A 26527-nucleotide genomic window follows, 5' to 3' on the forward strand; every position below is an offset into this window, starting at 1 on the left:
TCGGCAAGCTCCAGGGTGGCTCAGTAGGTCAGGAGCAGGTCGGTCAAAACCTGCCTGCCAAACACTAGCGCGTCGAGCGGCACGCGCTCGTCAACGCCGTGGAACATGCCGGGGAAGTCCATGTCGGCGGGAAGCTTGAGCGGCGCGAAGCCGTATCCCGTGATGCCGAGCAGGCTGAGCGCCTTGTTGTCGGTGCCGCCCGAGAGCATGTAGGGCAAGACGGGTGCGCCCGGGTCGTGTTTCGCCAGCGACGACGTCACGGCCTCGATCAAGGGCCCGGAGAACTCGTTCTCGAGGCCGATGTCGCGGTGCATGGTGGAGATCTCGATGTCGGGGCCGATGAGCTCGCGGATCTCGGCCAGCACCTGCTCCTCGTCCCCCGGCAGGCAGCGGATGTCGACGAGCGCCTCGGCCGTGTCGGGGATCACGTTGTGCTTGTACCCGGCGTTCAGGAGTGTCGGGTTGCTGGTCGTGCGGAGCGACGCCTGCACGAAGCCCGAGGCCGTGCCCGTCGCCAGAGCCAGCTCGTCGGGGCCGACGCGCTGCGGGTCGACGCCCAGGATGCGCGCCACCTCACCCAGCAGCTGTGACGTGGTCTGGTTGAGCTTGATGGGCCACTCGCGGCGACCGATTCTAGCGATCGCCTCGGCCAGCGCCGTGATGGCGTTGTCGGGCACCAGGCGCGAACCGTGCGCCGCGCGACCTCGGGCGATGAGCTTGATCCAAATGAGGGCCTTCTCGCCCGTCTGCAGCAGGTAGGCGCGTTTGCCGTCCATGGTGATCGAATAGCCGCCCACCTCGCTGATGGCCTCGGTGGCGCCCTCGAACAGGTGCGCGTGGTTCTCGACCATGTAGTGCGAGCCGAAGACGCCGCCGTTCTCCTCGTCGGAGAAGAAGGCCACGACCAGGTCGCGCTCGGGCTGGCGGCCCGAACTGAGGATGTCTTCGAGCGACGCCATGATCATGGCATCCATGTTCTTCATATCGACGGCGCCGCGGCCCCACAGCAGGCCGTCCTTGATGTCACCCGAGAACGGGTCGACGGTCCAGTTCGCCGGATCGGCCGGCACGACGTCGGTGTGGCCGTGCACCACCAGGGCGCCCTTGGAGCTGTCGCGCCCCTTCACACGTGCGATGACGCTCGTGCGGCCCGGAGCCGCATCGTGCATCTCGGGCTTCAGGCCCGCTTTGGTGAGCAAGTCTTCGAGGTATTCGGCCGCAACGGTCTCGCCGTTGGACTTTCCCCCGCCATAGTTCGTGGTGTCGAATCGGATCAAATCTCGTGCAATAACCGCCGTGCGGTCGAGATTTGCGTCGCTCTCAGGGGTTTCGTTTGCCGCATCCGTCATGACTCAACGCTATCGCGGCTGGAGAAGGTGTCCAGCGTGTAAACGCACTCCAAATCCGTGCTATCGTCTTATCTCGGCGCCGGAAACATATCGGAGCCGATCGAAATGCGCGGGTGGCGGAAATGGCAGACGCGCTAGCTTGAGGTGCTAGTGCCCGAAAGGGCGTGGGGGTTCAAGTCCCCCTTCGCGCACGATCGAAAAAGCGGCTGGAATTTATTCCAGCCGCTTTTTCTGTGCCTACGGTTCGCCCGTTGGGCGACACGATTACTGTCTTCATGGTTCACCCGTTGGGCGACACGATCATTGCTCAGTGGTGGTTGAGGCGTTTGCGCAGGTAGTCGATGCGCGCCTGCAGCTGCGTGACGCTCGCCTGGGGCACCGCGGGGCCGCCGCACGCGCGGCGCAGCTCGGCGTGAACGAGACCGTGGGGTTCGCCCGTGTTCTTGGCCCAGAGGCCCACGAGGCTGTTCAGCAGGCTGCGCTGCTCCTTCAGGGTGCGATAGAGCGGCGGGGGGATGTCGGAGCCGCCACCGGCCGCCGAGTCGCCGCCCGCAGCATCCGAGACGCCCGTCTTGCGACGGGTCGACTGACGCTTCGCCTGACGCGCCTGCCGCTGCTGCAGCAACTCGTGCACCTGCTCGGGCTCGAGGAGCCCCGGCAGGCCGATGAAGTCGAGCTCCTCGTCGGTATCGGGCTGAGCCAGCGTGCCGAACTCGGCGCCCTCGTAGACGACGCGGTCGAACGTGGCCTCGGACGACAGGGCCTCATAGCTGAACTCGCTCGTCAGCGAATCGGACGCCTTCTCCTCGCGGTTCGCGGCCGCCACCATGGCGTCCTCGGGGTTGTAGAGGTCGCCCTCCTCGCCCTCCTTGGTGGGGCGGTCGAGGGCGTGGTCGCGCTCGAGTTCCATGGTGTTGGCCAGAGCCATCAGGTTGGGCACATTGGGCAAGAAGATGGATGCCGTCTCACCGCGTCGCCGCGCCCGCACGAAGCGCCCGATGGCCTGCGCGAAGAACAGCGGCGTCGAGGACGAGGTCGCATAGACGCCTACCGACAACCGCGGAACGTCGACGCCCTCGGACACCATGCGCACGGCCACCATCCACCGCGAGGTTCCGCTCGAGAACTCGTCGATGCGGTCGGACGCTTCTTTCTCGTCGGACAGCACGACAGTGGGGTACTCCCCCGTGATCTCTTTCAGAATGGCGGCGTAGGCGCGTGCCGCGACGTGGTCGGTGGCGATGACGAGGCCACCGGCATCCGGGATCTGCTGACGCACCTCGCTCAGGCGCCGATCGGCCGAGCGCAGCACAGCGGGAATCCACTCGCCCTCGGGGTTTAGAGCCGTGCGCCAGGCCTGCCCCGTGATGTCTTTGGTGTTGCCCTCGCCGAGACGGGCCTCCATCTCGTCGCCCGCCTTAGTGCGCCAGCGCATGTGGCCGGCATAGACCATGAAGAGCACGGGGCGCACGACGCCGTCCTTGAGCGCGCGACCGTAACCGTAGTTGTAGTCGGTCTGCGACGTGCGGATGCCCTTCTCGTCGGGCGCATAGGTGACGAAGGGAATGGGCGCGGTGTCGCTGCGGAACGGCGTTCCCGTGAGCAGCAGGCGCCGCGTGGCGGGCTCGAAAGCTTCTCGGATGGCATCGCCCCAGCTGAGCGCGTCGCCACCGTGGTGCACCTCATCGAGGATGACGAGCGTGCGCCGGGACTCGGTGATGGTGCGGTGCAGCGCCGCGCGCACGGCGACCTGCGCGTAGGTGACGGCGACACCGTGGTAGTGCCGCCCGTAGGTGCCCGCGGCGTTGGAGAACATGGGGTCGAGGCGGATGCCCGCACGGTGCGCGGCGTCGGCCCACTGCCGTTTCAGGTGCTCGGTCGGGGCGACGACCGTGATGCGGTCGATGGCCCGGCGCGCCAGCAGCTCAGCGGCGAGGCGCAGCGCGAACGTCGTCTTTCCGGCGCCGGGGGTGGCGGCGGCGAGGAAGTCGCGCGGCTCGGACACGAAATAGGCCTCGAGCGCTTCGGCCTGCCAGGCTCGCAACTTGGAGGCCGTGCCCCAGGCGGCCCGCTCGGGGAACGCGGGCGAGAGATGTTCGGCAGCCGAGGTGCCGAGGCCCGGCCCCTCTGATCCACTCATCGACAACTCTGCGCTCACTAGACGAAATCCTACCCGAGCCCCACCGACATTCGGGCTGGACCCGACACTTGACGGCCCGTTGTGGGGGAAGAGTACGCTCGCAGAGGGGTTTCGTTTCACACCCCTCGGACACAGAAGACCGTCTGTCTCCCGGCACGCCGGTGGTGGGACGGTCTGAGGAGGAAGATTTTGGCGGTTCAGAAGCATCCGTGGTCGCGTTACGTGGCGATCGGCGATTCGTTCACCGAGGGGCTGGGCGACCCCGAGCCCTCGGTTCCGGGCGGCAACCGCGGATGGGCCGACCGAGTTGCCGAGGTGCTGAGCCGCGGCACCGACGACTTCGCTTATGCCAACCTCGCCGTGCGCGGCAAGCTCATCCAGCAGATCATGGACGATCAGATCGAGCCCGCCCTCGAATTGCGACCTGACCTCATCACGATCTCGGCCGGCGGCAACGACGTCATCCGCCCGGGCAGCGATCCCGACGCGATCTCGGCCAAGTTCGAGACCGTCATCCAACGCCTGCAGCGCGACGGGGCCACCATCGTGATCTTCACCGGTGTCGACGTGGGCTTCGCTCCCGTGTTCCGCGGCATCCGCGGCAAGGTCGCCATCTACAACGAGAACCTGCGCGCCATCGCCAAACGCTACGACCTCGTCGTGGTCGACCAGTGGGCGGCCACCGACCTGCAAGACTCCCGCTTCTGGTCGGTCGACCGGCTGCACATGAACCCGCTCGGCCATCACACGGTTGCGCGCCTCGTGCTCGAGGCCCTGGCGGTCGACAACGACCTCGAGCCGCTGAAGCCCGAGCCGCTGCCCGCCGCGAGCTGGCGGCACGCGCGCGCCGAAGACCTGGCCTGGGCGCGCGAGTACTTCGTGCCGTGGGTGATCCGCCGCATCCGCCACCAGTCCTCGGGCGACTACGTTTCGGCCAAGCGTCCCCTCGCCGAGAAGTACAGCCGACTCGACGCCGAGATGGAGATCGACGAAGAGATACAGGCCGCTACACGCGCGGAGGCCGCCGATTCCGAGCGTTCGACGAATGCCCTCGATGGCAACGACGGCGCCCTCGTCGACGCGCAGCAGACCATCGAGAAGGCCGCCGACGTGCCCGTCGAAGAGGTCACGCGCCTCGACTGAGCGCTCGCGCCGGTTCACTCCCCGGTGCGCTCGGTACTCGTGACTCAGGGCTGCGGGTGCGCCAACCGCCAGGCGGTGTCGGGCTCGTCGAGCGCCGTTTTCGTGGTGAGCGGGTAGTCGGTCTTCTGTTCCCCCACCGTGATGGTCAGCGTGCCCACGTTCTCGCCCGCCTCGGCAGACGTCAGGCGACGCGCCGTGGTGGTGATGGTGATGGGCGTGTCCTGCCACACGATCGCGGTGGCCTGAGCATCCGACACGAGGGATGTCTCGTCACCCCACGGCGTCGCATAGGTCCCGTACTCCTGCCCCGGCGTTGCCAGCGTCACGGAGTGGAACGCCGAGTTCACGGTGCCGAGCAGCGTGAGGATCGAGTCGTTCAGCACCTTGTGGTTCGGAGCGCCGAGGATCACGCCCACGGCCGTGACGGTGCTGTCCCCCACAGGCATTTCGGCGGCGAAGAGCAGGCACGCCCCGGCCTCGGGCGTCGTGCCGGTCTTCAACCCGATGACGCCGTTCAACCCGAGCAGCTTGTTCGTGTTCGACACCTGGCCGATGCTCGGCAGCACGGCATCCTTCTCTTTCACGACCGAGGCCAGCACCGGGTTGGCGAGCACGAGCTTGCCGATCTCGACGAGGTTCGCGGGCGACGACACGCTCTTCGGCGACAGGCCGCTCGAATCCGCCAGGTAAGTGTCGGTGAGCCCCTTCGCCGTGAGCCAGTTGTTCGCGGCCACGAGGAACGCGTCGAGCGAGCCGTAGGCCCAGTCGGCCAGCATGATGCTGTAGTTGTTGGCGCTCGGCAGCATGAGCGCCTCGAGCATCTGACGTTGGGTGAGCGTGGCCCCCACGACGACGCGGGCGCTCGACCCGTTCTGGGCGATGACCTGGTTGTAGATCTCGACGTCGGCGTCGGTCAGCGTGATCGAGGGCCCCTGTTCGCCGTCGGCAATGGGCATCTTGTCGAGCACGACCAGCGCGGTCACGGTCTTGGTGACGCTCGCGATCGGCACGCGCCCCTGGTCCCCGTGCTCGGCCAGCACGCCGTCATATCCGACAGCGCCGACGGCCCCGCGCCCGAACGTCGGCCAGGTGAGCGGCTGGGCGGCCTGCGTGAGCTCGGGTGTCGCGGTGAGCTGGGCGGATGTCGCGGGCAAGGGCTTCGCGAGCACGCTCCCCCCGGCGAGGAACACCTGGGCGATCAGCAGCACGATGGCCAGGATGGTGACGCGACCCCGGGCGTTCATGCGTCGACCCGCAGCGACCACAGGGCGACGGCGCTGGCCGAGGCCACGTTGAGCGAGTCGACGCCGTGCAGCATGGGGATCATGACGGTGGTGTCGGCGGCCTCGAGCGCGGCGCGGCTGAGCCCGTCACCCTCGGCACCGAGCGCGAGTGCGACGCGCTCGGGCGGCGTGTGGCTGAAGGCATCCAGCGTGACGGCCTTGTCGTCGAGCGCGAGGGCCGCGATGTGGAAACCCTCCTCGTGCAAAATCGCCTGCGCCTCCGACCATTCGGGCATGCGCGTCCACGGCACCTGTAAGACGGTGCCCATGCTCACGCGCACGCTGCGTCGATAGAGCGGGTCGGCGCAGCGCGGGCTGACGAGCACGGCATCGGCGCCGAGGCCCGCGACCGAACGGAAGATGGCGCCCACGTTGGTGTGGTCGACGATGTCCTCGAGCAGCACGATGCGACGCGCGCCGCGGATGAGGGAGCGCATGTCCGGCATCTCGGGGCGGTGCATGGCGGCCAGGGCACCGCGGTGCAGGTGATAGCCGGTGAGGGATTCGAGGGTCGCGGCATCCCCCACGTAGACGGGCACGTCGGGGAAGGCGTCGAGCAGCGGCGCGACATCTTTCACCCACTGCTCTTGCAACAGCACCGAGCGGGGGCGGTGGCCGGCGGCGAGGGCGCGCGTGATGACCTTGGTCGACTCGGCGATGTAGAGCCCGCCTTCCGGTTCTGACACTCGGCGGAGCGCCACATCGGTGAGGCGGGAGTAGTCGGCGAGACCCTCGGTGTCGAGGCTCTCGATGGGGATCAAACGCACGCGCGCTACCTTACTTGTCGGGTGAGGGGCCGGGCGGATCCGGCGGTATTGTGGAGGACGAAACCCCGTCGCTGACTCCATCATGTCAGGGGCGAGCGTGAGGAGGCTTCATGACCGTGCTGACCCAGGCGGGCGATGGCGACCGGTCGACGGCCGAACGCATCGACGAGGCCACCGAGATCCTGCGCGGCCGACGTTTCGCCGTGCTGACCGGGGCCGGCGTGAGCACCGACTCGGGCATTCCCGACTACCGCGGCGCGGGTGCCCCGAAACGCACGCCCATGACGGTGCAGCAATTCCTGTCGGATGACCTGTCCCGCAAGCGCTATTGGGCGGGCAGCCACCTCGGCTGGGCCATGTTCGACGCCGCCCGCCCGAACGACGGCCACCGCACGCTCGCCGAACTCGAGGCGCGCGGACTGGTCTCCGGTGTCATCACCCAGAACGTCGACGGCCTACACCTGCGCGCGGGATCGCGCCGCGTCGTCGACCTGCACGGCTCGATGGACCGCGTCGTGTGCCTCGACTGCGGCCAGAGCTTCGCCCGGCCCGATATCGCGCACCGCATCGACGAGCTCAACCCGTGGCTGCAGAAACCCGAGTCCGTGTCGCTCAACCCCGATGGCGACGCCGAGGTCACCCACGTCGAAGACTTCGTCGTGCCGGCCTGCACCGTGTGCGGCGGCCGCTTGAAACCCGATGTCGTCTTCTTCGGCGAATTCATCCCCACCGAGAAATACGCCGAGGCGCGCGACCTGGTTCTCGGCTCGGACGCGCTCGTCATCGCGGGCTCGTCGCTCGTCGTCAACTCGGGCATCCGACTGCTCGAGCAGGCTCGTCGCCGCAAACTGCCCATCGTCATCATCAACCGCGGCGTCACGAAGGGCGACCAGCGCGCCGCCGTCAAGGTCGATGCAGGCGCCACCGAAACCCTTCAGGTGCTCGCCGCTAGGCTGTAGCGGTGACTTCACTGACCCTCGTTCGCCACGGACAGACCGACTGGAACCTGCAACGCCGCATCCAGGGGCAGACCGACATCCCCCTCAACGACACGGGTCGCCGTCAGGCCCGCCAGGCGGGTGACCTGCTGGCCGAGCGCCGCTGGGATGCCATCGCCGCCAGTCCCCTGTCGCGCGCCTACGAGACCGCCTCGATCATCTCGGCGCGCCTCGGCCTGCTCGACCCGCACCCGTTGCCCGGCCTCGTCGAGCGCCACCACGGAGCCATGGAGGGCATGACGAGCGAAGAGCGGCGCGAGGCCTTCGCTGCGGGCGCCGAGGTGCCGGGCCTCGAGACGGATGCCATGATCATCGACCGGGTGCTGCCCGACCTGAGCGCGTTCGCCGCACGCCATGAGGGTGAATCGGTGCTTGTCGTCACGCACGGCGGCGTCATCGGGTCGCTCGTGAAGCACCTGTCGGGCGGCGAGCTGCCGGCGGCCGGTCAGTTGATCGCCAACGGGTCGTTCCACGACTTCAGCCTGGTCGACGGGGCGCTCGAGATCGTCGCGTTCAACGGCACGGCGGTCGACGAAGACCTGGTCCCGCAAGACGCCTGAGAAGTGACGCTCGCGACGCCTGGGTAGCGCTGCTGGTCTTGCCCGCGCGGGCATATCCGGCAACGTCGGGCCTGCTCGGTCCGCACCAGCGGTTCTGCTCGAGGGGCTCGAATTGCTTGGGGCAGACTGCCTCAGCGCCCGAGGAAGTCCCGGATGAACTCCGCGGCCTCGCGCGGCGTCTCGTAGTGGATGAGGTGGCCCACCTTCGGGATGATCTCGAGCCGGGCATCGGGGAACAGCTGCACGAGCTCGCGCTGAGCGCTGACCGACGTGATGTCATCCTTCTCGGCCGCGATCAGCAGGGTGGGCTCGCCGATGCGCGCCGCATACTCGCTGACATCGTGGCTGACCGACGCCTGGAACGCCTGCATGAGCGTGTCCCGATCGGAGAACACGCTGAAGTAGAGGTCGTGCTGGTTGTGCACGAACGCGCGCAGGGTGGGGTTCTTCGTCTTGACCATGGCCAGGCTCATGATCCGCACGATCAGCGGATTGCGCAGCAGCGCGAAGCCGGCCTTCGCCGGCAAAGCCGACGCGGCCCAGTAATAGAAGACGGCCAGACGTGTGAGTACGCCACGAGGCCCTTGGAGCGCTGGCGCGGCGATCGGGTTGACGAGGATGACGCGCGACGCCGACATGCCAGACGCCATCGCCGCGCTGACGACGATCGAGCCGAACGAGTGCCCCAGGATCACGGGACGCTCGGCGAACTCGAGCCGCGCCACGAACGATTGCAGCCACGACGCATAGGCCTCGATGGTGTGCTCGCCGACCGGGAACGGGCCCGACTCGCCGAAGCCGGGAAGATCGGGGCTGATGATTCGGTAGCCTGCGAGCTGGGCGACGACGGGTTCGAGCCCGTGGTGATCGCCGCGAAAACCGTGCACGAGGATGATCGTGCCGCTCTCGCCATCCCACTCGTCGACGTACTCCCAATACCGTGTCGGGGCGCCGTTCACCGTGATCTCGGACGAGACGACGGTGAAACGGCCGAGCTGTTCGGCATAGGGCGAGGTGGCAGACATCCGCGCCAGTTTACGACGCCTTTACGAGGATGCGTCGGCCCACGCTCGGGCGGCGCGCCCCACCGGCCGAAACCGGGCCCGAAACGCGCCCCCACTGCCCGCGACGACCGCGCCTCTGGACATAGACTCGGACAGACCCGAACCACCGGGGTGACCCGCCCCGCCAACGCATCCAGCTTCTCTCCGATTGGATCCTCGTGACCTTCACCGCGCCCATTCAGCTGCCCGGCCTGCAACGAGACCCGCTCTGGTATCGCCGCGCCGTCTTCTACGAGGTCATGGTGCGGTCGTTCGTCGACTCGAACGGCGACGGCTCGGGTGACCTCGGCGGCCTGTCGTCGAAGCTCGACTACCTGCAGTGGCTCGGCATCGACGCGCTGTGGCTGCCGCCGTTCTTCACGTCTCCCCTGCGCGACGGCGGTTACGACGTGGCCGACTACTACTCGATCCTGCCCGAGTTCGGCACGCTCGACGAGTTCCGCGACCTGGTCACGAAGGCGCACGAGCGCAACATGCGCATCATCATCGATATGCCCATGAACCACACGTCCGACCAGCACGATTGGTTCCAGCAGTCGCGGTCAGACCCCGACGGGCCCTACGGCGACTTCTACGTGTGGAGCGATACGGATGAGAAGTGGGAAGACATCCGCATCATCTTCACCGACACCGAGGACTCGAACTGGGCCTTCGACCCCGAGCGTCGACAGTTCTACTTCCACCGTTTCTTCTCGCACCAGCCCGACCTGAACTTCCGCAACCCCGCCGTGCACGACGCCATGTTCGACGCCGTGCGGTTCTGGCTCGACCTGGGCGTCGACGGGTTCCGGCTCGACGCCATCCCCTACCTCTACGAGTCCGACGAGGGCAACGGCGAGGGTGAGCCAGAGACGCACGAGTTCATCAAAAAGCTGCGCGCCATGGTCGACCTCGAATACCCGGGGCGCATCATGATCGCCGAGGCCAACCAGTGGCCGCGCGAGGTGGCCGCCTTCTTCGGCACCGACGAAGAGCCCGAATGCCACATGGCCTTCGACTTCCCCGTCATGCCGCGCATCTTCTACTCGCTGCGGTCGCAGCAGGCCGAAGAGCTCGTGCGTGTGCTGGGCGAGACCACCGATGTGCCGTCGTGGGCGGGCTGGGGCGTGTTCCTGCGCAACCACGACGAGTTGACGCTCGAGATGGTGTCAGAGGACTACCGACAGGCCATGTATGGCTGGTACGCCTACGACCCGCGCATGCGAGCCAACGTCGGCATTCGTCGGCGCCTCGCTCCCCTGGTCGACAACTCGCGCGCCGAACTCGAACTCGCGCACGCGCTCCTGTTCTCGCTCCCCGGCGCGCCGTTCCTCTACTACGGCGACGAGATCGGCATGGGCGACAACATCTGGCTGCCCGACCGCGACTCCTCGCGCACGCCCATGCAGTGGACACCCGACCGCAACGCCGGGTTCTCGGCCGCCGACCCGGGCAAGCTCTTCCTGCCCGTCGTGCAGTCGCTCGTCTACAACTACGCGCTCGTCAACGTCGAGTCCCAGCTGGCGCAGTCGCGGTCCCTGCTGCACTGGATCCGCAACGTCATCCACATCCGCAAGGGTCACCCAGCCTTCGCGCTCGGCAAGATCAAGGTGCTGAAGACCGACCACGAGTCGGTGCTCGCGTTCATCCGCACCTATGAGGGTTCTGGCACACACTTCGGCGACCAGCCCGAAGACGTGCTGTGCGTGTTCAGCTTCTCGCACCACCCCGTTTCGGTGAAGATCGATGCGGGCGATCTGCAGAATGCGCGCCTCTACGACCTCTTCGGCGGCAACGAGTTCCCGAGCGTCGACGAGAACGGCCAGCTCACGCTGACCATCGGCACGCAGAGCTTCTACTGGCTGCACGTCGGCTACACGACCTACGTCTAGCGGTCCCGCAGCCCCGCCCTCTCGGATGTCTGCGGCGAGGGCTCCTCACCGCTGTCGGTGGTCGAACGTAAGGTGAAAACGTGAATGCAGAAGAGATACATCCCTGGGCCCACCGACTCGGCGTCTTCGACCTCGAGACCACGGGCATCGATGTGCGCACGTCGCGCATCGTCAGCGCACACGTCGGCCTGATCGACGCCAACGGCGAGGTCGTGCGCCGCACCGATTGGCTGGCCGATCCGGGCATCGAGATCCCCGCCCAGGCGTCTGCCGTCCACGGCATCAGCACCGAGCGGGCGCGGGCCGAGGGTCGTGACGCGGCCGTCGTGGTGGCCGAGATCCTCGCCGAGCTGAAGGCACTCATCGCCGCCGGCATCCCCATCGTCATCTACAACGCGCCCTACGACTTGAGCCTGCTGCACCACGAGGCCGAGCGCTACGGGCTCGAGCCGCTGAAAGAGCCGGCCCCCGTCATCGACCCGCTCGTGATCGACAAGGCTGTCGATCGCTATCGCAAGGGCAAGCGCACGCTCGAGGCGGCGGCCGCCCACTACGGGGTCGAGCTGACCGATGCGCACGACGCCGGCGCCGACGCCATCGCCGCGGGCCGCGTGGCCCAGGCGCTCGCCCGCGCCCACGGCGAGAAGCTGCTCTTCGAGGCCATCGAGCTGCACAAGTTGCAGGTCGGCTGGTGCGAAGACCAGGCCGCGAGCTTCCAGGACTACATGCGCCGCACGCGCGACCCCGCCTTCACCACGAGCGGCGCCTGGCCGATTCGCTAACGCCGATTCCCTGGCGCCGATTCCCTGACGCCTTCACGGCCGGCGCGTCACGGGCTAGCGCCACGATGGCTAACGCGTCACCTTGCCTGTCGTGGGCGGGTGCCGAAAAGGGCTGAACGATTTCCGACTTGTTCAGCCCTTCGTCGTACGCCGCACCCGGCTTGGCACCTCACCCCTCGACCACCCGCGGGTACGACAAAGGGCCGCGCAACCTGACGGTTGCACGGCCCTTTGGAGCGACTCTGGATTGGGCGACCCGCTCTCGCGGAGCCCGAATCAGAGGGAGGAGCTTATTTGCCGAAGCCCTTGAAGCGCTGGTTGAACTTCTCGACGCGGCCGGCCGAGTCCATGATGCGCTGCTTGCCCGTGTAGAACGGGTGCGACTCGGACGAGATCTCGACGTCGATGACGGGGTACTCGACGCCGTCGAGCTCGATGGTCTTGTTCGACGAGACGGTGGAACGGGTGAGGAAGGTCGCACCCGAAGCGAGGTCGCGGAAAACGACCGGTGCGTACGTGGGGTGGGTGTCAGTCTTCATGAGGTTCCTTGCGATCGTTGTCTGTGTGGTGGCACTAAAAGAATCTGGCGCAGACGCCAGCTACTTACTTTATCAGATGGTTGGCCGTCTGCGTGAGCGTTGCGGCGAGGCGTGTCGCGCGCGGCGAACGCTACTCGGCGCGGGCGTTGAAGCGGCCGTTGTGCTCCTCGAGCACGATCGGCAGCCCGAACGCGTTCGTGAGGTTCTCGGAGGTGAGCGTCTCGGCGAGCGGGCCCTGGGCCACGATGCCGCCGTTTCCGAGCAGCAGAGCGTGCGTGAAACCGATGGGGATCTCCTCGACGTGGTGCGTGACCATGACGATGGCGGGGGCCTCTTCGGAGCGGGCATAGCCACCGAGCAGCGCGACGAGCTCTTCACGAGAGCCGAGGTCGAGGCTGGCGGCCGGCTCGTCGAGCAGTAGCAGCTCGGGGTCGGTCATGACGGCTCGCGCGATGAGGACACGCTTCTGCTCGCCGTCGCTCAACGTGCCGAAGGTGCGGTCGGCCAGACCCTCGAGCCGCCACTCGGACAGCACGCGGTGGGCGCGGCGCTCATCGATCTGCTCGTAGTCTTCTGTCCACCGGCCGGTCACCGAGTAGGCGGCCGTCATGACGACGTTGAGCACCGTCTCGTCGTGCGGCACGCGGCGGGCCATGGCGGTCGATGCGAAACCGATGCGCGGGCGCAGCTCGAAGACGTCGATGCCGCCGAGGCGTGCGCCGAGCAGATCGACCTGACCGCGGGTCGGATGGATGAAGCTCGAGGCCAGCTGCAGCAGGGTGGTCTTGCCGGCGCCGTTCGGGCCGAGGATCACCCAACGCTCGTTCTCCTCGACCGACCAGGTGATGGAGTCGAGGATGGGGCTTCCGCCACGGTTTACGGATACATCGGTGAATTGAACAACGCTCGCCATGGGTCAAGCCTATCGGCCGGTGGTGCGCCCGGAGTGCCGTTTGCGCTCTCCGGACGCACCGAATTTCAGTCCGCGGCGATGGAGCGGTACAGCGCCTCGGTCTGATCGGCTATCCGTTGCCAGCTGAACTCGGTTTCGGCACGCTCGCGGCCGGCGCGCCCCATCTCGCGGGCCCGTTCCGGATCGCTCACGACCTCGATCAGGGCATCCGCGAGGTCGCGCACGAACTTCTCGGGGTCGGTGGGGGTGCCCGTGCCATCCGTCGCCTGGTCGATGGGCACGATGCGGCCCGTCACACCGTCGACGACGACCTCGGGGATGCCGCCCGTTCCCGTTCCGACGACGGCCGCGCCGCACGCCATGGCCTCGAGGTTGACGATTCCGAGGGGCTCGTAGACCGACGGGCACACGAACGTGGTGGCCGCGGTGAGGATGCTGGAGAGCTCACGTCGGGCAAGCATCCGGTCGATCCAGATGACGCCCTCGCGTTCCTGCTGCAGCTGACGCACACCCTCCTGCACCTCGGCGAGGATCTCGGGGGTGTCGGGGGCTCCGGCGCACAGAACGACCTGCACGTCGGCGGGCAAGAATCGCAGCGCCTTGAGCAGGTACGGCAGACCCTTCTGGCGCGTGATGCGGCCCACGAATACCACGGACTGTTTCTGAGGGTCAACCCCTAAAGATCGCACCAACTCGTCGTCGTGCACGGGCGCCCAGGCATCGATGTCGATTCCGTTGTAGATCGTGACGACCTTCTCGGGGTCGATCGAGGGATAGCTGCGGAGGATGTCGGCGCGCATACCGTTCGACACGGCCACGACGCGATCGGCCGCCTCGAACGCGGTCTTCTCGATCCAGCTCGAGACGCGATAGCCGCCGCCGAGTTGCTCGGCCTTCCACGGACGCAGGGGTTCGAGCGAGTGCGCGGTCACGACGTGCGGGATGCCGTGCAGCAGTTTTGCAATGTGACCAGCGGCGTTTGCGTACCAGGTGTGCGAGTGCACGACGTCGGCGCCCGCGGCATCCGCCACCATCTCGAGGTCGGTGCCGAGCGTTCCGATGGCGCCGTTCGCACCCGTGAGGCCCTCGGGCAGGGCATACGCGGTCGTGTGTTCCTCGGACCGCGGCGCGCCGAAGCAACGGACTTCCACATCGATGGACCGGCGGAGCGCAGAGACCAGCTCCGCCACGTGCACACCGGCGCCGCCATAGATCTCGGGGGGATATTCCTTCGTCAACACATCGACTCGCATGTCGAGAACGCTAGTACACCCCTGAGGTTGGCTCTAGTGTGGGGGAATGGTTGCATCGAAGAAGATCTTTGGCATCGTCTTGGCCGGTGGCGAAGGCAAGCGTCTTATGCCCCTCACGGCCGACCGGGCAAAACCGGCGGTTCCGTTCGGCGGTCAATACCGGTTGATCGACTTCGCGCTCAGCAACCTGATCAACTCGGGTCTCACGCAGATCGTCGTGCTCACGCAGTACAAGTCGCACTCGCTCGACCGTCACGTATCGCAGACCTGGCGTCTGTCGGGGCTGCTTAACTCCTACGTGGCCTCGGTGCCCGCGCAGCAGCGGCTCGGCAAGCGGTGGTTCTCCGGTTCGGCCGACGCCATCCTGCAGTCGCTCAACCTCCTGCGCGATGAGAAGCCCGACATCGTCGTCGTCGTCGGCGCCGACCACGTCTACCGCATGGACTTCACCCAGATGATCGAGGCGCATATCGCTTCGGGTCTCGGGGCGACGGTCGCGGCCATCCGCCAGCCCATCGAGCTGAGCGACCAGTTCGGCGTCATCGACGTCGACCAGAACGACCCCACGCGCGTCGAGCGCTTCCTCGAGAAGCCCATCGACGCCCCCGGCCTGCCCGATGCGCCGCACGAGGTGCTCGCGTCGATGGGTAACTACGTCTTCAACGCCGACGCCCTGATCGATGCGGTCACACGTGATGGCGAACGCACCGACTCGAACCACGACATGGGTGGCGACATCATCCCCGATTTCGTGAACCGCGGGGATGCCGGTGTCTACGACCTGCGTCGCAACGACGTTCCCGGTTCCACCGATCGCGACCGCTACTACTGGCGCGACGTGGGAACGATCGACTCGTTCTTCGAGGCCCACCAAGACCTCATCTCGACGCTGCCGATCTTCAACCTCTACAACCGCGAGTGGCCCATCTTCTCGCAGCAGCTCAACTCGCCGCCCGCCAAGTTCGTGCGCGACGCCAAGGGCAACCTCGGCACCGTCATCGACTCGATCGTGTCGCTGGGTTCGCTCATCTCGGGTGCGCACATCGAGCGCAGCGTCTTGGGCCCGTGGGCTCAGCTCGAGTCGGGTGCCCGCGTCGTCGACTCGGTCGTGTTCGACCGGGTGCAGATCGGTCCGGACGCCGTCGTGCAGCGAGCCATCCTCGATAAGAACGTGCTCGTGCGGCCCGGCGCCCAGATCGGCGTCGACCACGACCGTGACCGTGCGCGTGGTTTCACCGTGACCGACTCGGGTCTGACCGTGGTCGGCAAGGGCGTGTGCGTCGAGCCATGATGCATTCGGATGCCGCGACCGCTCCCCCGCGCGGCCGCTTCCTCGTCGTGCTCGATGCCGATTCGACGCTGCTGCAGAACGAGGCCATCGAGCTGCTGGCCGCCGAAGCCGGGTCGCTCGACGAGGTCGAACGCATCACGACGCAGGCGATGCGCGGCGAGCTCGATTTCGCGGCCAGCCTGCGCGCGCGCGTGTCGACCCTGCGGGGACTCGACAGCTCGGCGCTCGACCGGGCCCGCGAACAGATCACACCGACATCCGGTGCCCGAGAGTTGGTCGGCGCCGTTCACGCGGCGGGCGGCCTGATCGGCGTCGTCTCGGGCGGGTTTCACGAGCTGCTGGATGCGACGGCCAACGGGCTCGGACTCGACTTCTGTCTGGCCAACCGCCTGGCGCTGGCCGACGGTCGCCTCACCGGTGAGGTCGACGGCCCCATCATCACGGCTACGACGAAGGCCGAATCGCTCACCGCCTGGGCGTCGGCCTCCAGCATTCCTCTTCACCGCACGCTTGCCGCCGGTGATGGCGCTAACGACCTCGAGATGATGGCAGTCGCCGGCATCGGGGTCGCGTTCAACGCCAAGCCGGTCGTGCGTGAGCGCGCCGACGTCGTGGCGCACGAGGTTGACCTCCGCGCCCTGCTGCCACTCCTCGGCATCCCGCGCGGTTCTCTCTAGTCCTGTTCACGCGGGCGCCGAACGGTGGCGCCGCCTGGTAAGGCGCACGACAGTCGGCGACCCGCTGAGGTGCACGACACTCGGCGACCCGGCCCGCTGAGGCGCACAACAATCGGCGATCCTGCATGCAGGGGCGCACAATAGTCCGCGCCCCGTTCGCGGAGGCACGAGACAGCCGCACCTCCGGGGCTCAGCTGCCCTCGCCAGGCCAGAAAAATTCCTCGGGTCTAGTGGCCCATTCCCAGGCCGCCGTCAACGGGGATGACCGCGCCGGAGATGTAGGCGGCGTCGTCGCTCGCGATCCAGGCAACGACCTTTGCGACCTCGTTGGCCGTGGCGAAACGACCGGCGGGGATGCTCTTCTTGTAGTCGGCCTGCGTGGCCTCAGGAAGCTCGGCCGTCATATCGGTCTCGATGAAGCCGGGGGCGACCACGTTGGCCGTGATGCCGCGGCCACCCAGCTCGCGCGTGATGGACCGCGCCATGCCGACGAGTCCGCTCTTCGACGCCGCATAGTTGACCTGACCGGCCGAACCATAGAGGCCGACGACGCTCGAGATCAGCACGATGCGCCCGTACTTCGCCTTGAGCATGCCCTTCGAGGCGCGTTTGACCAGCCGGAACGAGCCGCCCAGGTTGGTGTCGACGACAGCGTCGAAGTCCTCGGCCGTCATGCGCATGAGAAGCGTGTCTTTGGTGATGCCCGCGTTGGCCACGACGACCTCGACCGCACCGAGTTCGGCTTCGACCTCGGCGAAGGCGGCGTCGACGGATGCCTGATCGGTCACGTCGGCGCGCACGGTCATGCTCCCAGCGGGGCCCTCGCCCGAACGGGCCGTCACGGCCACGCGGTGCCCCTGGGCGATGAACTCTTCCGCGATGGCATAGCCGATGCCGCGGTTGCCGCCCGAGATGAGTACCGTTCGTGCCGTTGCCATCAGATCATTCCTCCGTATTGCCTTCAGGTCCGCGTATCCGCGGAGAATCCGTACCAGCATAGGCGAGGGGAAGACGTAGGCTTGACCCATATGAAAACGCAGGCCATCACGTCCCTGCCACCGTCGCCGGAAGACGATCGACGCAGCAGGATGATCAAGTACACGGTTGCCATGAGCATCCGCGTCGTTTGTGTCGTGCTCCTCGTTTTCGTGCGCGGATGGGCCATGTGGATCATCGCCGCCGGCGCCATCATCCTGCCTTACATCGCCGTCGTGTTGGCCAACGTGGGCAACACTCCCCCGCAGCCCGACGTCGAGCGCCCGGGGGCCCTCGTGCCCGTGGGCCGGCCGGCGCGTTTTGCCGACGAGCCTCGCGGCGAACGTGCCGCAAGACCCGACGGTGGGGACGAGCGTGCCACAGCCTCGAGCGAAGGTTCGGCTCGAGCGGGCGACGACGCACCGCCGACCGGCGCATCTACGCCTACGGCCACAGCCGGTACGACCGCGAACGCGGCCACATCCTCGGCCGCGGCTGCCCAGCCCGGATCCAGCGCGCCCGCTGCGCGACGCACATCGACGAGCGACAATGTGTTCGTCGTTCCCGAGAACGTTCGTGAATCCGACAATGCCACTCCCCCCGGCGATTCCGGTCGGTCGGGCGATGCCACCCGAAGCGTTCCGGACGCCGAGGACGCCGAGGTCGTCGACGACGCCGGACCCACCGCCGATCGGCGCGCCTCATGAGCTTGTTCGATCTCGGCAACGACCCCTCCGTCGCGCAATGCTCCCGAGCCGGATGCCGCGCTGCCGCCTCGTCCCGGGTCGAATGGCGCAACCCGAAGATCCACACCCCCGATCGCGTGAAAGTGTGGTTGGCCTGCGATGAGCACGTCGAGTACCTGCGCGATTTCCTGGCCGCGCGTGAGTTCCCCGTCCGGGTCGTAGCCTTCGAGAGGACCGCCGAATGACGTCTCCCGATCAGCGCACCGCCCGTTCGTCCGCCGCCACCCCCTCCGGCCGCCCGGTTCCGGCCGGCCCCGGCTGGTCCTTTGCCTTCTCCAAACGCTGGGCCGGATATCTCGCCCTCGTCATCGTGTTCGCACTCGTCTGCTGCGCCCTCGGCGCTTGGCAGCTGGCCCGACGTGCCGAGGCCCGCGTCGAGATCGACCGCGTCGCCGCCAACTTCGACCACACGCCCGTGCCCATCGACCAGGCTCTCCCCTCGCTCGACTCCTTCGACGAGGACGACAAGTGGTTGCCCGTGAGCGTCACCGGAACCTACCTCGTGGACGAGCAGGTGCTCGTGCGCAACCGTCCCCTCAACGGCAACCCCGGCTTCGAGGTCATCACTCCGCTCGAGCTGGCGAACGGCGACATCTTCATCGTCGACCGCGGCTGGCTGCCGACGGGGAGCGGCCAAGACTCCCCCGACAACATCCCGGCTCCCCCGGCCGGCGAGGTCACCGTGTCGGCGCGCCTCAAGGCCGGAGAGCCCACGCTGCCCGGCCGTGGCGCCCCCGAGGGCCAGATCGCAACCATCCAGCTCGATGATCTGCAGAAGACGCTGGACGAACCCACCTACACGGGCGCCTACGGTTTGCTGGCGAGTGAGTCACCGGCACCGGCCGAGGCCGCACCCGTCGGCGTCACGCGTCCCACTCCCGATGAGGGCCCGCACCTGTCGTATTCGTTCCAGTGGTTCGTCTTCGCCATCCTGGGCTTCATCGGCTTCGGTTGGGCCGTGCGCCAGGAGTACCGCAACTTGAACGCCGACGACCCGGAGGAGCGTATCCGCGCCGACGAGCGCGCCCGCAAGAAGGCCATCGCCCAGGCGGAGTCGGACAACGAGGTCGAAGACGCCATCCTCGGCTCGGGTCGCTGACCTGAGCCCTCCGTTCCGCTGCGAGCTGTGAGCCGCAACGAGTGCTGCGCGAGCGGCCCCCGTCAGGTCCGCTCGTCCATGGCCATTAACGACGAAGGGGCTGACTGCGCACTGCAGCCAACCCCTTGAGTCCGTTCGTCCGTGCCGGCGTTGAGACCGACCGAACCTACGCCAGCGAAATCAGGTCGGCGTAGTCCTTGTTCCAGTGGTCTTCGACACCGTCGGGCAAAATCAGCACGCGCTCCGGGTTGAGCGCCTCGACGGCACCCTCATCGTGGCTCACGAGCACGACGGCGCCTTCGTAGTGCGCCAGGGCGTCGAGGATCTCCTCGCGGCTCGCCGGGTCGAGGTTGTTCGTCGGTTCGTCGAGCAGCAGCACGTTGGCCGCCGAGACGACGAGCATGGCAAGGGCCAGACGCGTCTTCTCTCCACCGGACAGCACGCCAGCGGGCTTATGTGCGTCGTCACCCGTGAAGAGGAACGAGCCCAGCACCTTGCGCGCCTCGGTCTCGGTGATGTGCGGCGACGACGACACCATGTTCTCGAGCACCGAACGCTTCACGTCGATGGTCTCGTGCTCCTGGGCGTAGTAGCCGATGCGCAGGCCGTGCCCCGGCTCGATCTGCCCGGTGTCAGGCTTGTCGACGCCCGCGAGCATGCGCAGGAGAGTCGTCTTGCCCGCGCCGTTGAAGCCCAGGATGACGACCTTCGAGCCGCGGTCGATCGCGAGGTCGACGGCCGTGAAGATCTCGAGCGAGCCGTAGCTCTTCGACAGGTCGCTCGCCATGAGCGGCGTGCGACCACACGGGGCGGGCGCGGGAAAGCGCAGCTTGGCCACGCGGTCGACCGCCCGCACCTCGTCGAGCCCCGACAGCATGCGTTCGGCCCGCGCGACCATCTGGTGCGCCGAAGCGGCCTTGGATGCCTTGGCCCCGAACTTCGCGGCCTGCAACTGCAGCGCGGTCGCCTTCTTCTCGACGTTGACGCGCTCCTTCTTGCGGCGCTCCTCGTCGGCGGCGCGCTGCCGCTGGTAGTTCTTCCAGTTCATGTTGTACACGTCGATCACCATGCGGTTGGCGTCGAGGTAGAACACGCGGTTCACGGTCTCGCCCACGAGCTCCACATCGTGGCTGATCATGACCACGCCACCCTGGTAGTTCTTGATGAATTCGCGCAGCCACACGACGGAATCGGCGTCGAGGTGGTTGGTGGGCTCGTCGAGCAGCATCGTTTCGGCACCCGAGAAGAGGATGCGTGCGAGCTCGATGCGTCGACGCTGACCACCGGAGAGGGTGCGGAGCGGCTGATCGAGGATGCGATCGGGAAGGCTCAGGTTGGACGCGATCGAGGCGGCCTCGGCTTCGGCGGCGTAGCCCCCGAGGGCGAGGAAGCGGTCTTCGATCGCGCCGTAACGCTTCATGGCCGCGTCGCTGATGGCGGCGTCGGGCGACGCCATCTCCTCCATCGCCTTGCTCATCTGTAAGACGGCCTGGCCGAGGCCGCGGGCGTCGAGGATGCGCGTGCGTGCGAGGTCGTCGGGGTTGCCCGAGCGCGGGTCCTGCGGCAGATAGCCGATCTCACCCGTGTATTCGATCTTGCCTGCCGTCGGGGGCAGCTCGCCCGCGAGGGTCTTGGTGAGCGTGGTCTTGCCGGCGCCGTTGCGACCGACGAGCCCGATCTTCTCGCCGGCGGAAACGCGGAAGTTGACGTCTTCCATGAGGACGCGTGCGCCGACACGAATCTCGAGGTCGTGCACACTCAGCACAGGCAAAGTCCTATTCTTTGGTGACGTTCATACAACGTCGTTCAGGGGGGTCAGCCCTCTAGTATAAATCCTGGGCCGACGGTTCGATAATCGTCCGGCCAGATCCCCCACCGATCTTCATCAAGGAGACCCATGACCAGTGTGACATTCGACCGGGCCCGCCCCACGCTCGCCGACGCGCTCGTGCAGAATCGCAGCCTCGCCACCGATGCAGCCCTCGTGGTCGCAGGCACCGCTGTCGTCGCCGGCCTCGCCCAGGTGAGCATCCCGCTCTGGCCCGTTCCCATCACCGGTCAGACCCTCGCGGTCATCCTCGTCGGCGCGTCGCTCGGCGCCCGCCGTGGGTTCGCGTCACTCGCGCTCTACCTCGTGCTGGGCGTCGCCGGTCTGCCGATCTTCGCCGAGTTCACGGGCGGCCCGCTCAGTGTGCTGAAGCCGAGCTTCGGTTTCATCATCGGCATGGTCTTCACGGCCGGCCTGGTCGGATGGCTCGCCGAACGCAACTGGGACAAGAAGTTCTGGCTCGCCTTCCTCGGCTTCATCCTCGCCAGCATCGTCCCGTTCCTGTTCGGCGTGCCCTACATGGCCATCGTGCTCGGCAACCTGGGCATCGACAACTCGCTCGCCAACGTTCTGGCGCTCGGAGTGCAGCCGTTCATCATCGGCGGCATCGTGAAGGCAGCCATCGCCGCGGGCGTGCTGCCCCTCGCCTGGAAAGGCGTCCGCGCGATCGACGCCCGCAAGGACGGCTCCGCGAAGTAGCGGCTCGCGGGAAACGACCCGCAGCAACGAGAAAGGCGCGCTCCCCGCGAGGGAGCGCGCCTTTTCGTTTGTCGAGTTGCCTGAGCCTGAGCCGTGCCTAGATCGAGAAGCCCAGCGCGCGCATCATGTCCCGACCATCGTCGGTGATGCGCTCGGGGCCCCACGGCGGCATCCAGACCCAGTTGATGCGGAACGCGTCGACGACGCCATCCAGCGCCTGGGCGGTCTGCTCCTCGAGCACGTCGGTCAGCGGGCAGCCGGCCGAGGTGAGGGTCATGTGAATGATGAGGGCGTCGTTCTCGTCATCCCAACCGAGGTCGTAGATGAGGCCGAGGTCGACGACGTTGACGCCGAGCTCGGGGTCCATGACGTCCTTCAGGGCCTCTTCGACCTCGTCGAACTTCTGCGGTGCCAGTGTGGTAACCATGTCGTTATCTTAGGCAGACGCTTCGGCCGTGAGGAAGCGGTCGTAACCCTCTTCTTCCAAACGGTCGGCGAGCTCGGGGCCGCCCTCTTCGGCGACCTTTCCGGCGACGAACACGTGCACGAAGTCGGGCTTGATGTACCGCAGAATGCGCGTGTAGTGCGTGATCAGCAGAACGCCGAGACCGGTGTTCTCCTTGGCGCGGTTGACGCCCTCGGAGACGATCTTGAGCGCGTCGACGTCCAGGCCGGAGTCGGTTTCGTCGAGTACGGCGAAGTTCGGCTTGAGCAGCTCGAGCTGCAGGATCTCGTGGCGCTTCTTCTCGCCACCCGAGAAGCCTTCGTTGACGTTGCGCTCGGCGAACGCGGCATCCATGCGCAGGTCGGTCATCGACTTCTTGACGTCTTTGATCCAGTGGCGGATGGAGGGAGCCTCACCGTCGATGGCCGTCTTGGCCGTGCGCAGGAAGTTCGTGACGGTCACACCGGGGATCTCGACCGGGTACTGCATGGCGAGGAACAGGCCCGCGCGGGCGCGCTCGTCGACGCTCATGGCGAGGACGTCTTCGCCGTCGAGCGTGATGCTGCCCGAGTCGACCGTGTACTTGGGGTGGCCGGCGATCGTGTAGGCCAGCGTGGACTTGCCCGAGCCGTTGGGGCCCATGATGGCGTGCGTCTCACCCGTGCGGATCGTCAGGTCGACGCCCTTGAGGATGGGCTTCGTGCCCTGTTCGGTTTCGACGCTGACGTGCAGGTCGCGGATCTCGAGTACAGACATGGATCTAAATCTCTTTCGTTACGGTCGGGTCGATGAAGATGTCGCCGTCGACCACGTCTACGTTGTAGACCGGGACGGGTTCATAGGCGGGCAGCGTGAGCGGCTTACCCGTGGTGAGCGAGAACTGCGAACCGTGCGCCCAGCATTCGAGCGTGTCGTTCTCGACGAAACCTTCGGAGAGCGAAATGTCTCCGTGCGTGCACGTGTCGCCGATGGCGAAGATGTCGCCGGCCGAGTCTTGAACGAGGGCGATGGGATGTCCCTCGACCACCACGCGCTTGGCCTGGTTGGGCGAGAGCTCCGAGACGGAACAGACGCGGGGGGCCATGTTTATTCGCCCCCGGTGATGGCGGTTTTCGCCAGCTCGTCTTCGATCGCCGCCTGCAGCCGCTCTTCGAGCTCGGCGACGCCGATCTTCTGCACGATCTCGGTCAGGAAGCCGCGCACGACGAGTCGGCGCGCCTGAGCCTCGGGGATGCCGCGGGCCTGCAGGTAGAAGAGCTGCTCGTCGTCGAAGCGACCGGTCGCGCTGGCGTGGCCGGCGCCCTGGATGTCGCCCGTCTCGATCTCGAGGTTCGGCACCGAGTCGGCGCGCGTTCCATCGGTGAGCACGAGGTTGCGGTTCTGCTCGTAGCTGTCGGTGCCGGGGGCGCTCTGCTGGATGAGCACGTCGCCGATCCACACTGTGCGGGCGCCGGCGCCCTGCAGGGCACCCTTGTAGTTGACGCGGCTGCGCGTGTTGGGCGCATCGTGGTTGACGTAGACCTGCTGCTCGAGGTGCTGACCGGCGTCGGAGAAGTACAGGCCGAGCGCTTCGACGTCGGCGCCCTGCGAGGCGAGGTGCGTCGTCGGGTTGACGCGCACGACCTTGCCGCCGAGCGTCACGACGACGTGCTTGAGCTTGGCGTCGCGGCCGATCTTGGCGAAGTGCGATGCCAGGTGCAGGGCGTCGTCGTTCCACTGCTGCACGGTGACGACGGTCAGCGAGGCGCTGTCGCCCACAATGATCTCGACGTTCTCGGTGAGCTGGGCGTCGCCGTCGTTCTGCAGGATGACGAGACCCTGGCTGAACGGCTTGGCCTCGATGATCGTGTGCGCGGCGCGCGGTGCCGTTCCGAGAGCGGAGCGCGCGACGGTGACCGACGCTGCCTCTTCGCCCGAGACAGTGATCGCGAGAGCCTTCTCGAACGAGCTCCACGCGTTGGCCGAGGCACGTTCTTCGGGGATGCCGGCCGTACCCACGCGGGCGTCGGTGCGATCGACCCAGCTGATGTCGATGCCGACGCCCGGCTCGGCCTGGAACTCGTACCCCGAGCCATCCAGCTCACCGTCGATGAGAGATGCGACGGTGGCTACGGGCGTGAGCTTCCACACGGCTTCGCGGCCGGTGACCGTCGGGAAGTCGAGGACGCTCGTCGACGCGAACCGCGCGGAGCGGGTCTGCACGGGAACGTAGCCGCCATCCGAGTGTGCCTTGAATCCGTGCTGACCCGACTCGTCGAGGCGACTCGTTGTTGCTTCTGGTGCTTGGGTCGACATTTAACCGACGGATCCTTCCATGCCCATTTCAATGAGCTTGTTGAGTTCGAGCGCGTATTCCATCGGCAGTTCGCGGGCGATGGGCTCGATGAACCCGCGCACGATCATGGCCATGGCCTCGTCTTCGGGCATGCCGCGCGACATCAGGTAGAAGAGCTGCTCTTCGCTGACCTTCGAGACGGTGGCCTCGTGGCCGAGCTGCACATCGTCGACGCGGATGTCGATCGCGGGATAGGTGTCGCTGCGCGAGATGGTGTCGACGAGCAGAGCGTCGCAACGCACGGTGTTGGCCGAGTGGTGCGCGGCTGCGTCGACACGGACCTCGCCGCGGTAACCGGCACGACCGCCGCCACGGGCGATCGACTTGGAGACGATCGACGACTGCGTGTAGGGAGCCATGTGGATCATCTTGGCGCCGGCGTCTTGGTGCTGGCCGGGGCCCGCGAAGGCCACGGAGAGCGTCTCGCCCTTGGCGTGCTCGCCCATGAGGTAGATGGACGGGTACTTCATGGTGACCTTGGAACCGATGTTGCCGTCGATCCACTCCATGGTCGCGCCCTCGGCGACCGTGGCGCGCTTGGTGACCAGGTTGTAGACGTTGTTCGACCAGTTCTGGATCGTCGTGTAGCGAACGCGGGCGTTCTTTTTCACGATGATCTCGACCACGGCCGAGTGCAGCGAGTCGGACTTGTAGATGGGAGCCGTGCAGCCCTCGATGTAGTGCACGTAGCTGCCCTCGTCGGCGATGATCAGCGTGCGCTCGAACTGGCCCATGTTCTCGGTGTTGATGCGGAAGTAGGCCTGCAGGGGGATGTCGACGTGCACGCCCGGCGGCACGTAGACGAACGAGCCACCCGACCAGACGGACGTGTTGAGCGCCGCGAACTTGTTGTCACCCGAGGGGATGACGGTGCCGAAGTACTCTTCGAAGATCTCGGGGTGCTCGCGCAGCGCCGTGTCGGTGTCTTTGAAGATGACACCCTGCTGCTCGAGGTCTTCGCGGATCTGGTGGTAGACGACCTCGGACTCGTACTGAGCCGCGACGCCACCGACCAGGCGCTGACGCTCGGCCTCGGGGATGCCGAGCTTCTCGTAGGTGTTGCGGATGTCTTCGGGCAGGTCTTCCCACGTCTGGGCCTGCTTCTCCGTGGAACGCACGAAGTACTTGATGTTGTCGAAGTCGATGTCCGACAGGTCGGCACCCCACGTGGGCATCGGTTTGCGCTCGAACAGCTGAAGCGCCTTCAGGCGTCGCTGGAGCATCCACTCGGGCTCGTTCTTCAAGCGCGAGATGTCGGCGACGATCTCGGGGGAAATTCCACGACGGGCGGAAGCGCCGGCCGCATCGGAGTCGGACCAGCCGAACTCGTACTGACCCAGAGACTCGAGCTCGGGGCGGTCGATCAAGACATCAGACATAAATACCTCTTTTCCTACCGCTAGAAACAGGATCTCTGTTCACGGCATTCCCGCCGGGCCCGAATTATCACCGCATGATCAGGTCACCGATGTCTCGGAGGCTGACCGCTCGACGCGCCGCGAGCGACGGGCGAACGTGCAATGGCCTTCGGTGGCCGACTTTCTGGTTTTCCGAGGGCTGCCTCAGTGATGAGCCGCTCGTTGGAACGTGTCGATGGTCGAGCACATCGGTGCAAGTTGTGATCTCGGGCCGCGAACGTGTCCGCGGCCGCGCGATGCGAACTTACAATTGTGAGTGAACTCGAGCTTTGATGTTCAAACGTTCGGCCTGCCTCTGCAGTGCTTCCGACGTGGAACCTGGGCCAATTCTACAGGGAGAGACGGGTAAAAG

Annotated in this window: 25 protein-coding genes, 1 tRNA gene and 1 pseudogene; 12 read left to right on the forward strand and 15 right to left on the reverse strand. The window is 66.8% G+C overall.

Going from position 1 to position 26527, the window contains the following annotated elements:
- Positions 1-20: 20 nt before the first annotated feature.
- On the reverse strand, positions 21-1349 hold the full coding sequence (locus ALI44B_RS02375; protein ID WP_077053159.1) for a M20/M25/M40 family metallo-hydrolase: 1329 nt from the start codon (positions 1347-1349) through the stop codon (positions 21-23).
- Positions 1350-1456: 107 nt separating this feature from the next.
- On the opposite strand from ALI44B_RS02375, the gene ALI44B_RS02380 reads away from it, so the two are divergent.
- A tRNA-Leu gene (locus ALI44B_RS02380) sits at positions 1457-1540 on the forward strand.
- 116 nt (positions 1541-1656) lie between these two features.
- Here ALI44B_RS02380 and ALI44B_RS02385 read toward each other — a convergent pair.
- Complete coding sequence (locus tag ALI44B_RS02385; protein ID WP_077053912.1) at positions 1657-3489, reverse strand: DEAD/DEAH box helicase; 1833 nt, start codon at positions 3487-3489, stop codon at positions 1657-1659.
- Positions 3490-3678: 189 nt separating this feature from the next.
- Here ALI44B_RS02385 and ALI44B_RS02390 point away from each other — a divergent pair.
- A pseudogene (locus ALI44B_RS02390) lies at positions 3679-4440 on the forward strand (SGNH/GDSL hydrolase family protein); the annotation flags it as partial.
- Between the two features lie 236 nt (positions 4441-4676).
- Here the strand turns inward: ALI44B_RS02390 and ALI44B_RS02395 are convergent.
- A complete protein-coding gene (locus ALI44B_RS02395) occupies positions 4677-5876 on the reverse strand; it encodes a D-alanyl-D-alanine carboxypeptidase family protein (RefSeq protein ID WP_077053160.1) in 1200 nt (399 codons plus the stop codon).
- A complete protein-coding gene (locus ALI44B_RS02400) occupies positions 5873-6682 on the reverse strand; it encodes a TrmH family RNA methyltransferase (RefSeq protein ID WP_077053161.1) in 810 nt (269 codons plus the stop codon). Before ALI44B_RS02400 ends, ALI44B_RS02395 begins: the two co-directional genes overlap by 4 nt.
- A gap of 110 nt (positions 6683-6792) precedes the next feature.
- On the opposite strand from ALI44B_RS02400, the gene ALI44B_RS02405 reads away from it, so the two are divergent.
- Both ALI44B_RS02405 and ALI44B_RS02410 read left to right on the forward strand, forming a co-directional pair.
- Complete coding sequence (locus ALI44B_RS02405) at positions 6793-7641, forward strand: Sir2 family NAD-dependent protein deacetylase (RefSeq protein ID WP_077053162.1); 849 nt, start codon at positions 6793-6795, stop codon at positions 7639-7641.
- A gap of 2 nt (positions 7642-7643) precedes the next feature.
- Complete coding sequence (locus ALI44B_RS02410; RefSeq protein ID WP_077053163.1) at positions 7644-8240, forward strand: histidine phosphatase family protein; 597 nt, start codon at positions 7644-7646, stop codon at positions 8238-8240.
- Between the two features lie 131 nt (positions 8241-8371).
- On the opposite strand, the gene ALI44B_RS02415 is transcribed toward ALI44B_RS02410, so the two are convergent.
- The gene (locus ALI44B_RS02415) at positions 8372-9265 is read right to left on the reverse strand and encodes an alpha/beta fold hydrolase (protein ID WP_077053164.1); all 894 of its coding nucleotides are present in this window, start codon (positions 9263-9265) and stop codon (positions 8372-8374) included.
- A 197-nt stretch (positions 9266-9462) separates the two neighbouring features.
- On the opposite strand from ALI44B_RS02415, the gene treS reads away from it, so the two are divergent.
- The gene (treS, locus tag ALI44B_RS02420) at positions 9463-11175 is read left to right on the forward strand and encodes a maltose alpha-D-glucosyltransferase (RefSeq protein WP_077053165.1); all 1713 of its coding nucleotides are present in this window, start codon (positions 9463-9465) and stop codon (positions 11173-11175) included.
- 80 nt (positions 11176-11255) lie between these two features.
- A complete protein-coding gene (locus ALI44B_RS02425; protein WP_238592010.1) occupies positions 11256-11957 on the forward strand; it encodes a 3'-5' exonuclease in 702 nt (233 codons plus the stop codon).
- A 290-nt stretch (positions 11958-12247) separates the two neighbouring features.
- On the opposite strand, the gene ALI44B_RS02430 is transcribed toward ALI44B_RS02425, so the two are convergent.
- The 3 genes from ALI44B_RS02430 to glgA form a co-directional block, all read right to left on the reverse strand.
- Positions 12248-12496 carry a type B 50S ribosomal protein L31 gene (locus tag ALI44B_RS02430; protein WP_077053166.1) on the reverse strand — a complete coding sequence of 83 codons (249 nt, stop codon included), beginning with the start codon at positions 12494-12496 and terminating at the stop codon, positions 12248-12250.
- A gap of 130 nt (positions 12497-12626) precedes the next feature.
- Positions 12627-13409 (reverse strand): ABC transporter ATP-binding protein, encoded by a 783-nt coding sequence (locus tag ALI44B_RS02435; RefSeq protein WP_077053167.1) that lies wholly within the window; start codon positions 13407-13409, stop codon positions 12627-12629.
- Between the two features lie 65 nt (positions 13410-13474).
- Positions 13475-14662, reverse strand: a complete 1188-nt coding sequence (gene glgA, locus ALI44B_RS02440) for a glycogen synthase (protein ID WP_077053168.1) — start codon at positions 14660-14662, stop codon at positions 13475-13477.
- A 46-nt stretch (positions 14663-14708) separates the two neighbouring features.
- Here glgA and ALI44B_RS02445 point away from each other — a divergent pair, with 46 nt between their 5' ends.
- Positions 14709-15953, forward strand: a complete 1245-nt coding sequence (locus ALI44B_RS02445) for a glucose-1-phosphate adenylyltransferase (protein WP_077053169.1) — start codon at positions 14709-14711, stop codon at positions 15951-15953.
- A complete protein-coding gene (gene serB / locus ALI44B_RS02450; RefSeq protein ID WP_238592014.1) occupies positions 15950-16630 on the forward strand; it encodes a phosphoserine phosphatase SerB in 681 nt (226 codons plus the stop codon). Before ALI44B_RS02445 ends, serB begins: the two co-directional genes overlap by 4 nt.
- A 227-nt stretch (positions 16631-16857) precedes the next feature.
- Here serB and fabG read toward each other — a convergent pair whose 3' ends face one another.
- Entirely contained in the window at positions 16858-17568 is a 711-nt protein-coding gene (gene fabG / locus ALI44B_RS02455) for a 3-oxoacyl-ACP reductase FabG (protein WP_077053170.1), read from the reverse strand.
- Between the two features lie 90 nt (positions 17569-17658).
- Here fabG and ALI44B_RS02460 point away from each other — a divergent pair, with 90 nt between their 5' ends.
- The 3 genes from ALI44B_RS02460 to ALI44B_RS02470 are packed head-to-tail and all read left to right on the forward strand — an operon-like array spanning position 17659 to position 19450.
- On the forward strand, positions 17659-18312 hold the full coding sequence (locus tag ALI44B_RS02460) for a DUF3099 domain-containing protein (RefSeq protein ID WP_077053171.1): 654 nt from the start codon (positions 17659-17661) through the stop codon (positions 18310-18312).
- Complete coding sequence (locus tag ALI44B_RS02465; RefSeq protein WP_077053172.1) at positions 18309-18536, forward strand: hypothetical protein; 228 nt, start codon at positions 18309-18311, stop codon at positions 18534-18536. The genes ALI44B_RS02460 and ALI44B_RS02465 overlap by 4 nt, the downstream gene beginning before the upstream one ends.
- Positions 18533-19450: an SURF1 family cytochrome oxidase biogenesis protein gene (locus ALI44B_RS02470; RefSeq protein WP_083709436.1), complete on the forward strand. Its 918-nt coding sequence runs from the start codon at positions 18533-18535 to the stop codon at positions 19448-19450. Before ALI44B_RS02465 ends, ALI44B_RS02470 begins: the two co-directional genes overlap by 4 nt.
- A gap of 166 nt (positions 19451-19616) precedes the next feature.
- On the opposite strand, the gene ALI44B_RS02475 is transcribed toward ALI44B_RS02470, so the two are convergent.
- Positions 19617-21215, reverse strand: coding sequence for an ABC-F family ATP-binding cassette domain-containing protein (locus ALI44B_RS02475; RefSeq protein ID WP_077053173.1), 1599 nt, complete (start codon positions 21213-21215; stop codon positions 19617-19619).
- A gap of 132 nt (positions 21216-21347) precedes the next feature.
- On the opposite strand from ALI44B_RS02475, the gene ALI44B_RS02480 reads away from it, so the two are divergent.
- A complete protein-coding gene (locus ALI44B_RS02480; protein ID WP_077053174.1) occupies positions 21348-21977 on the forward strand; it encodes a biotin transporter BioY in 630 nt (209 codons plus the stop codon).
- A gap of 97 nt (positions 21978-22074) precedes the next feature.
- On the opposite strand, the gene ALI44B_RS02485 is transcribed toward ALI44B_RS02480, so the two are convergent.
- Genes ALI44B_RS02485 through sufB form a run of 5 tightly spaced genes read right to left on the reverse strand, consistent with a single transcriptional unit; the run spans position 22075 to position 26136 of the window.
- Entirely contained in the window at positions 22075-22404 is a 330-nt protein-coding gene (locus ALI44B_RS02485; protein ID WP_077053175.1) for a metal-sulfur cluster assembly factor, read from the reverse strand.
- A gap of 9 nt (positions 22405-22413) precedes the next feature.
- Positions 22414-23178: a Fe-S cluster assembly ATPase SufC gene (gene sufC / locus ALI44B_RS02490; RefSeq protein WP_077053176.1), complete on the reverse strand. Its 765-nt coding sequence runs from the start codon at positions 23176-23178 to the stop codon at positions 22414-22416.
- A gap of 4 nt (positions 23179-23182) precedes the next feature.
- The gene (locus ALI44B_RS02495) at positions 23183-23506 is read right to left on the reverse strand and encodes a non-heme iron oxygenase ferredoxin subunit (protein ID WP_077053177.1); all 324 of its coding nucleotides are present in this window, start codon (positions 23504-23506) and stop codon (positions 23183-23185) included.
- A gap of 2 nt (positions 23507-23508) precedes the next feature.
- Positions 23509-24717, reverse strand: a complete 1209-nt coding sequence (gene sufD, locus ALI44B_RS02500) for a Fe-S cluster assembly protein SufD (RefSeq protein WP_077053178.1) — start codon at positions 24715-24717, stop codon at positions 23509-23511.
- Entirely contained in the window at positions 24718-26136 is a 1419-nt protein-coding gene (gene sufB / locus ALI44B_RS02505; protein ID WP_077053179.1) for a Fe-S cluster assembly protein SufB, read from the reverse strand.
- Positions 26137-26527: the final 391 nt, after the last annotated feature.

The sequence above is a fragment of the Leifsonia sp. ALI-44-B genome, assembly GCF_001984125.1.
Lineage (GTDB): Bacteria > Actinomycetota > Actinomycetes > Actinomycetales > Microbacteriaceae > Okibacterium.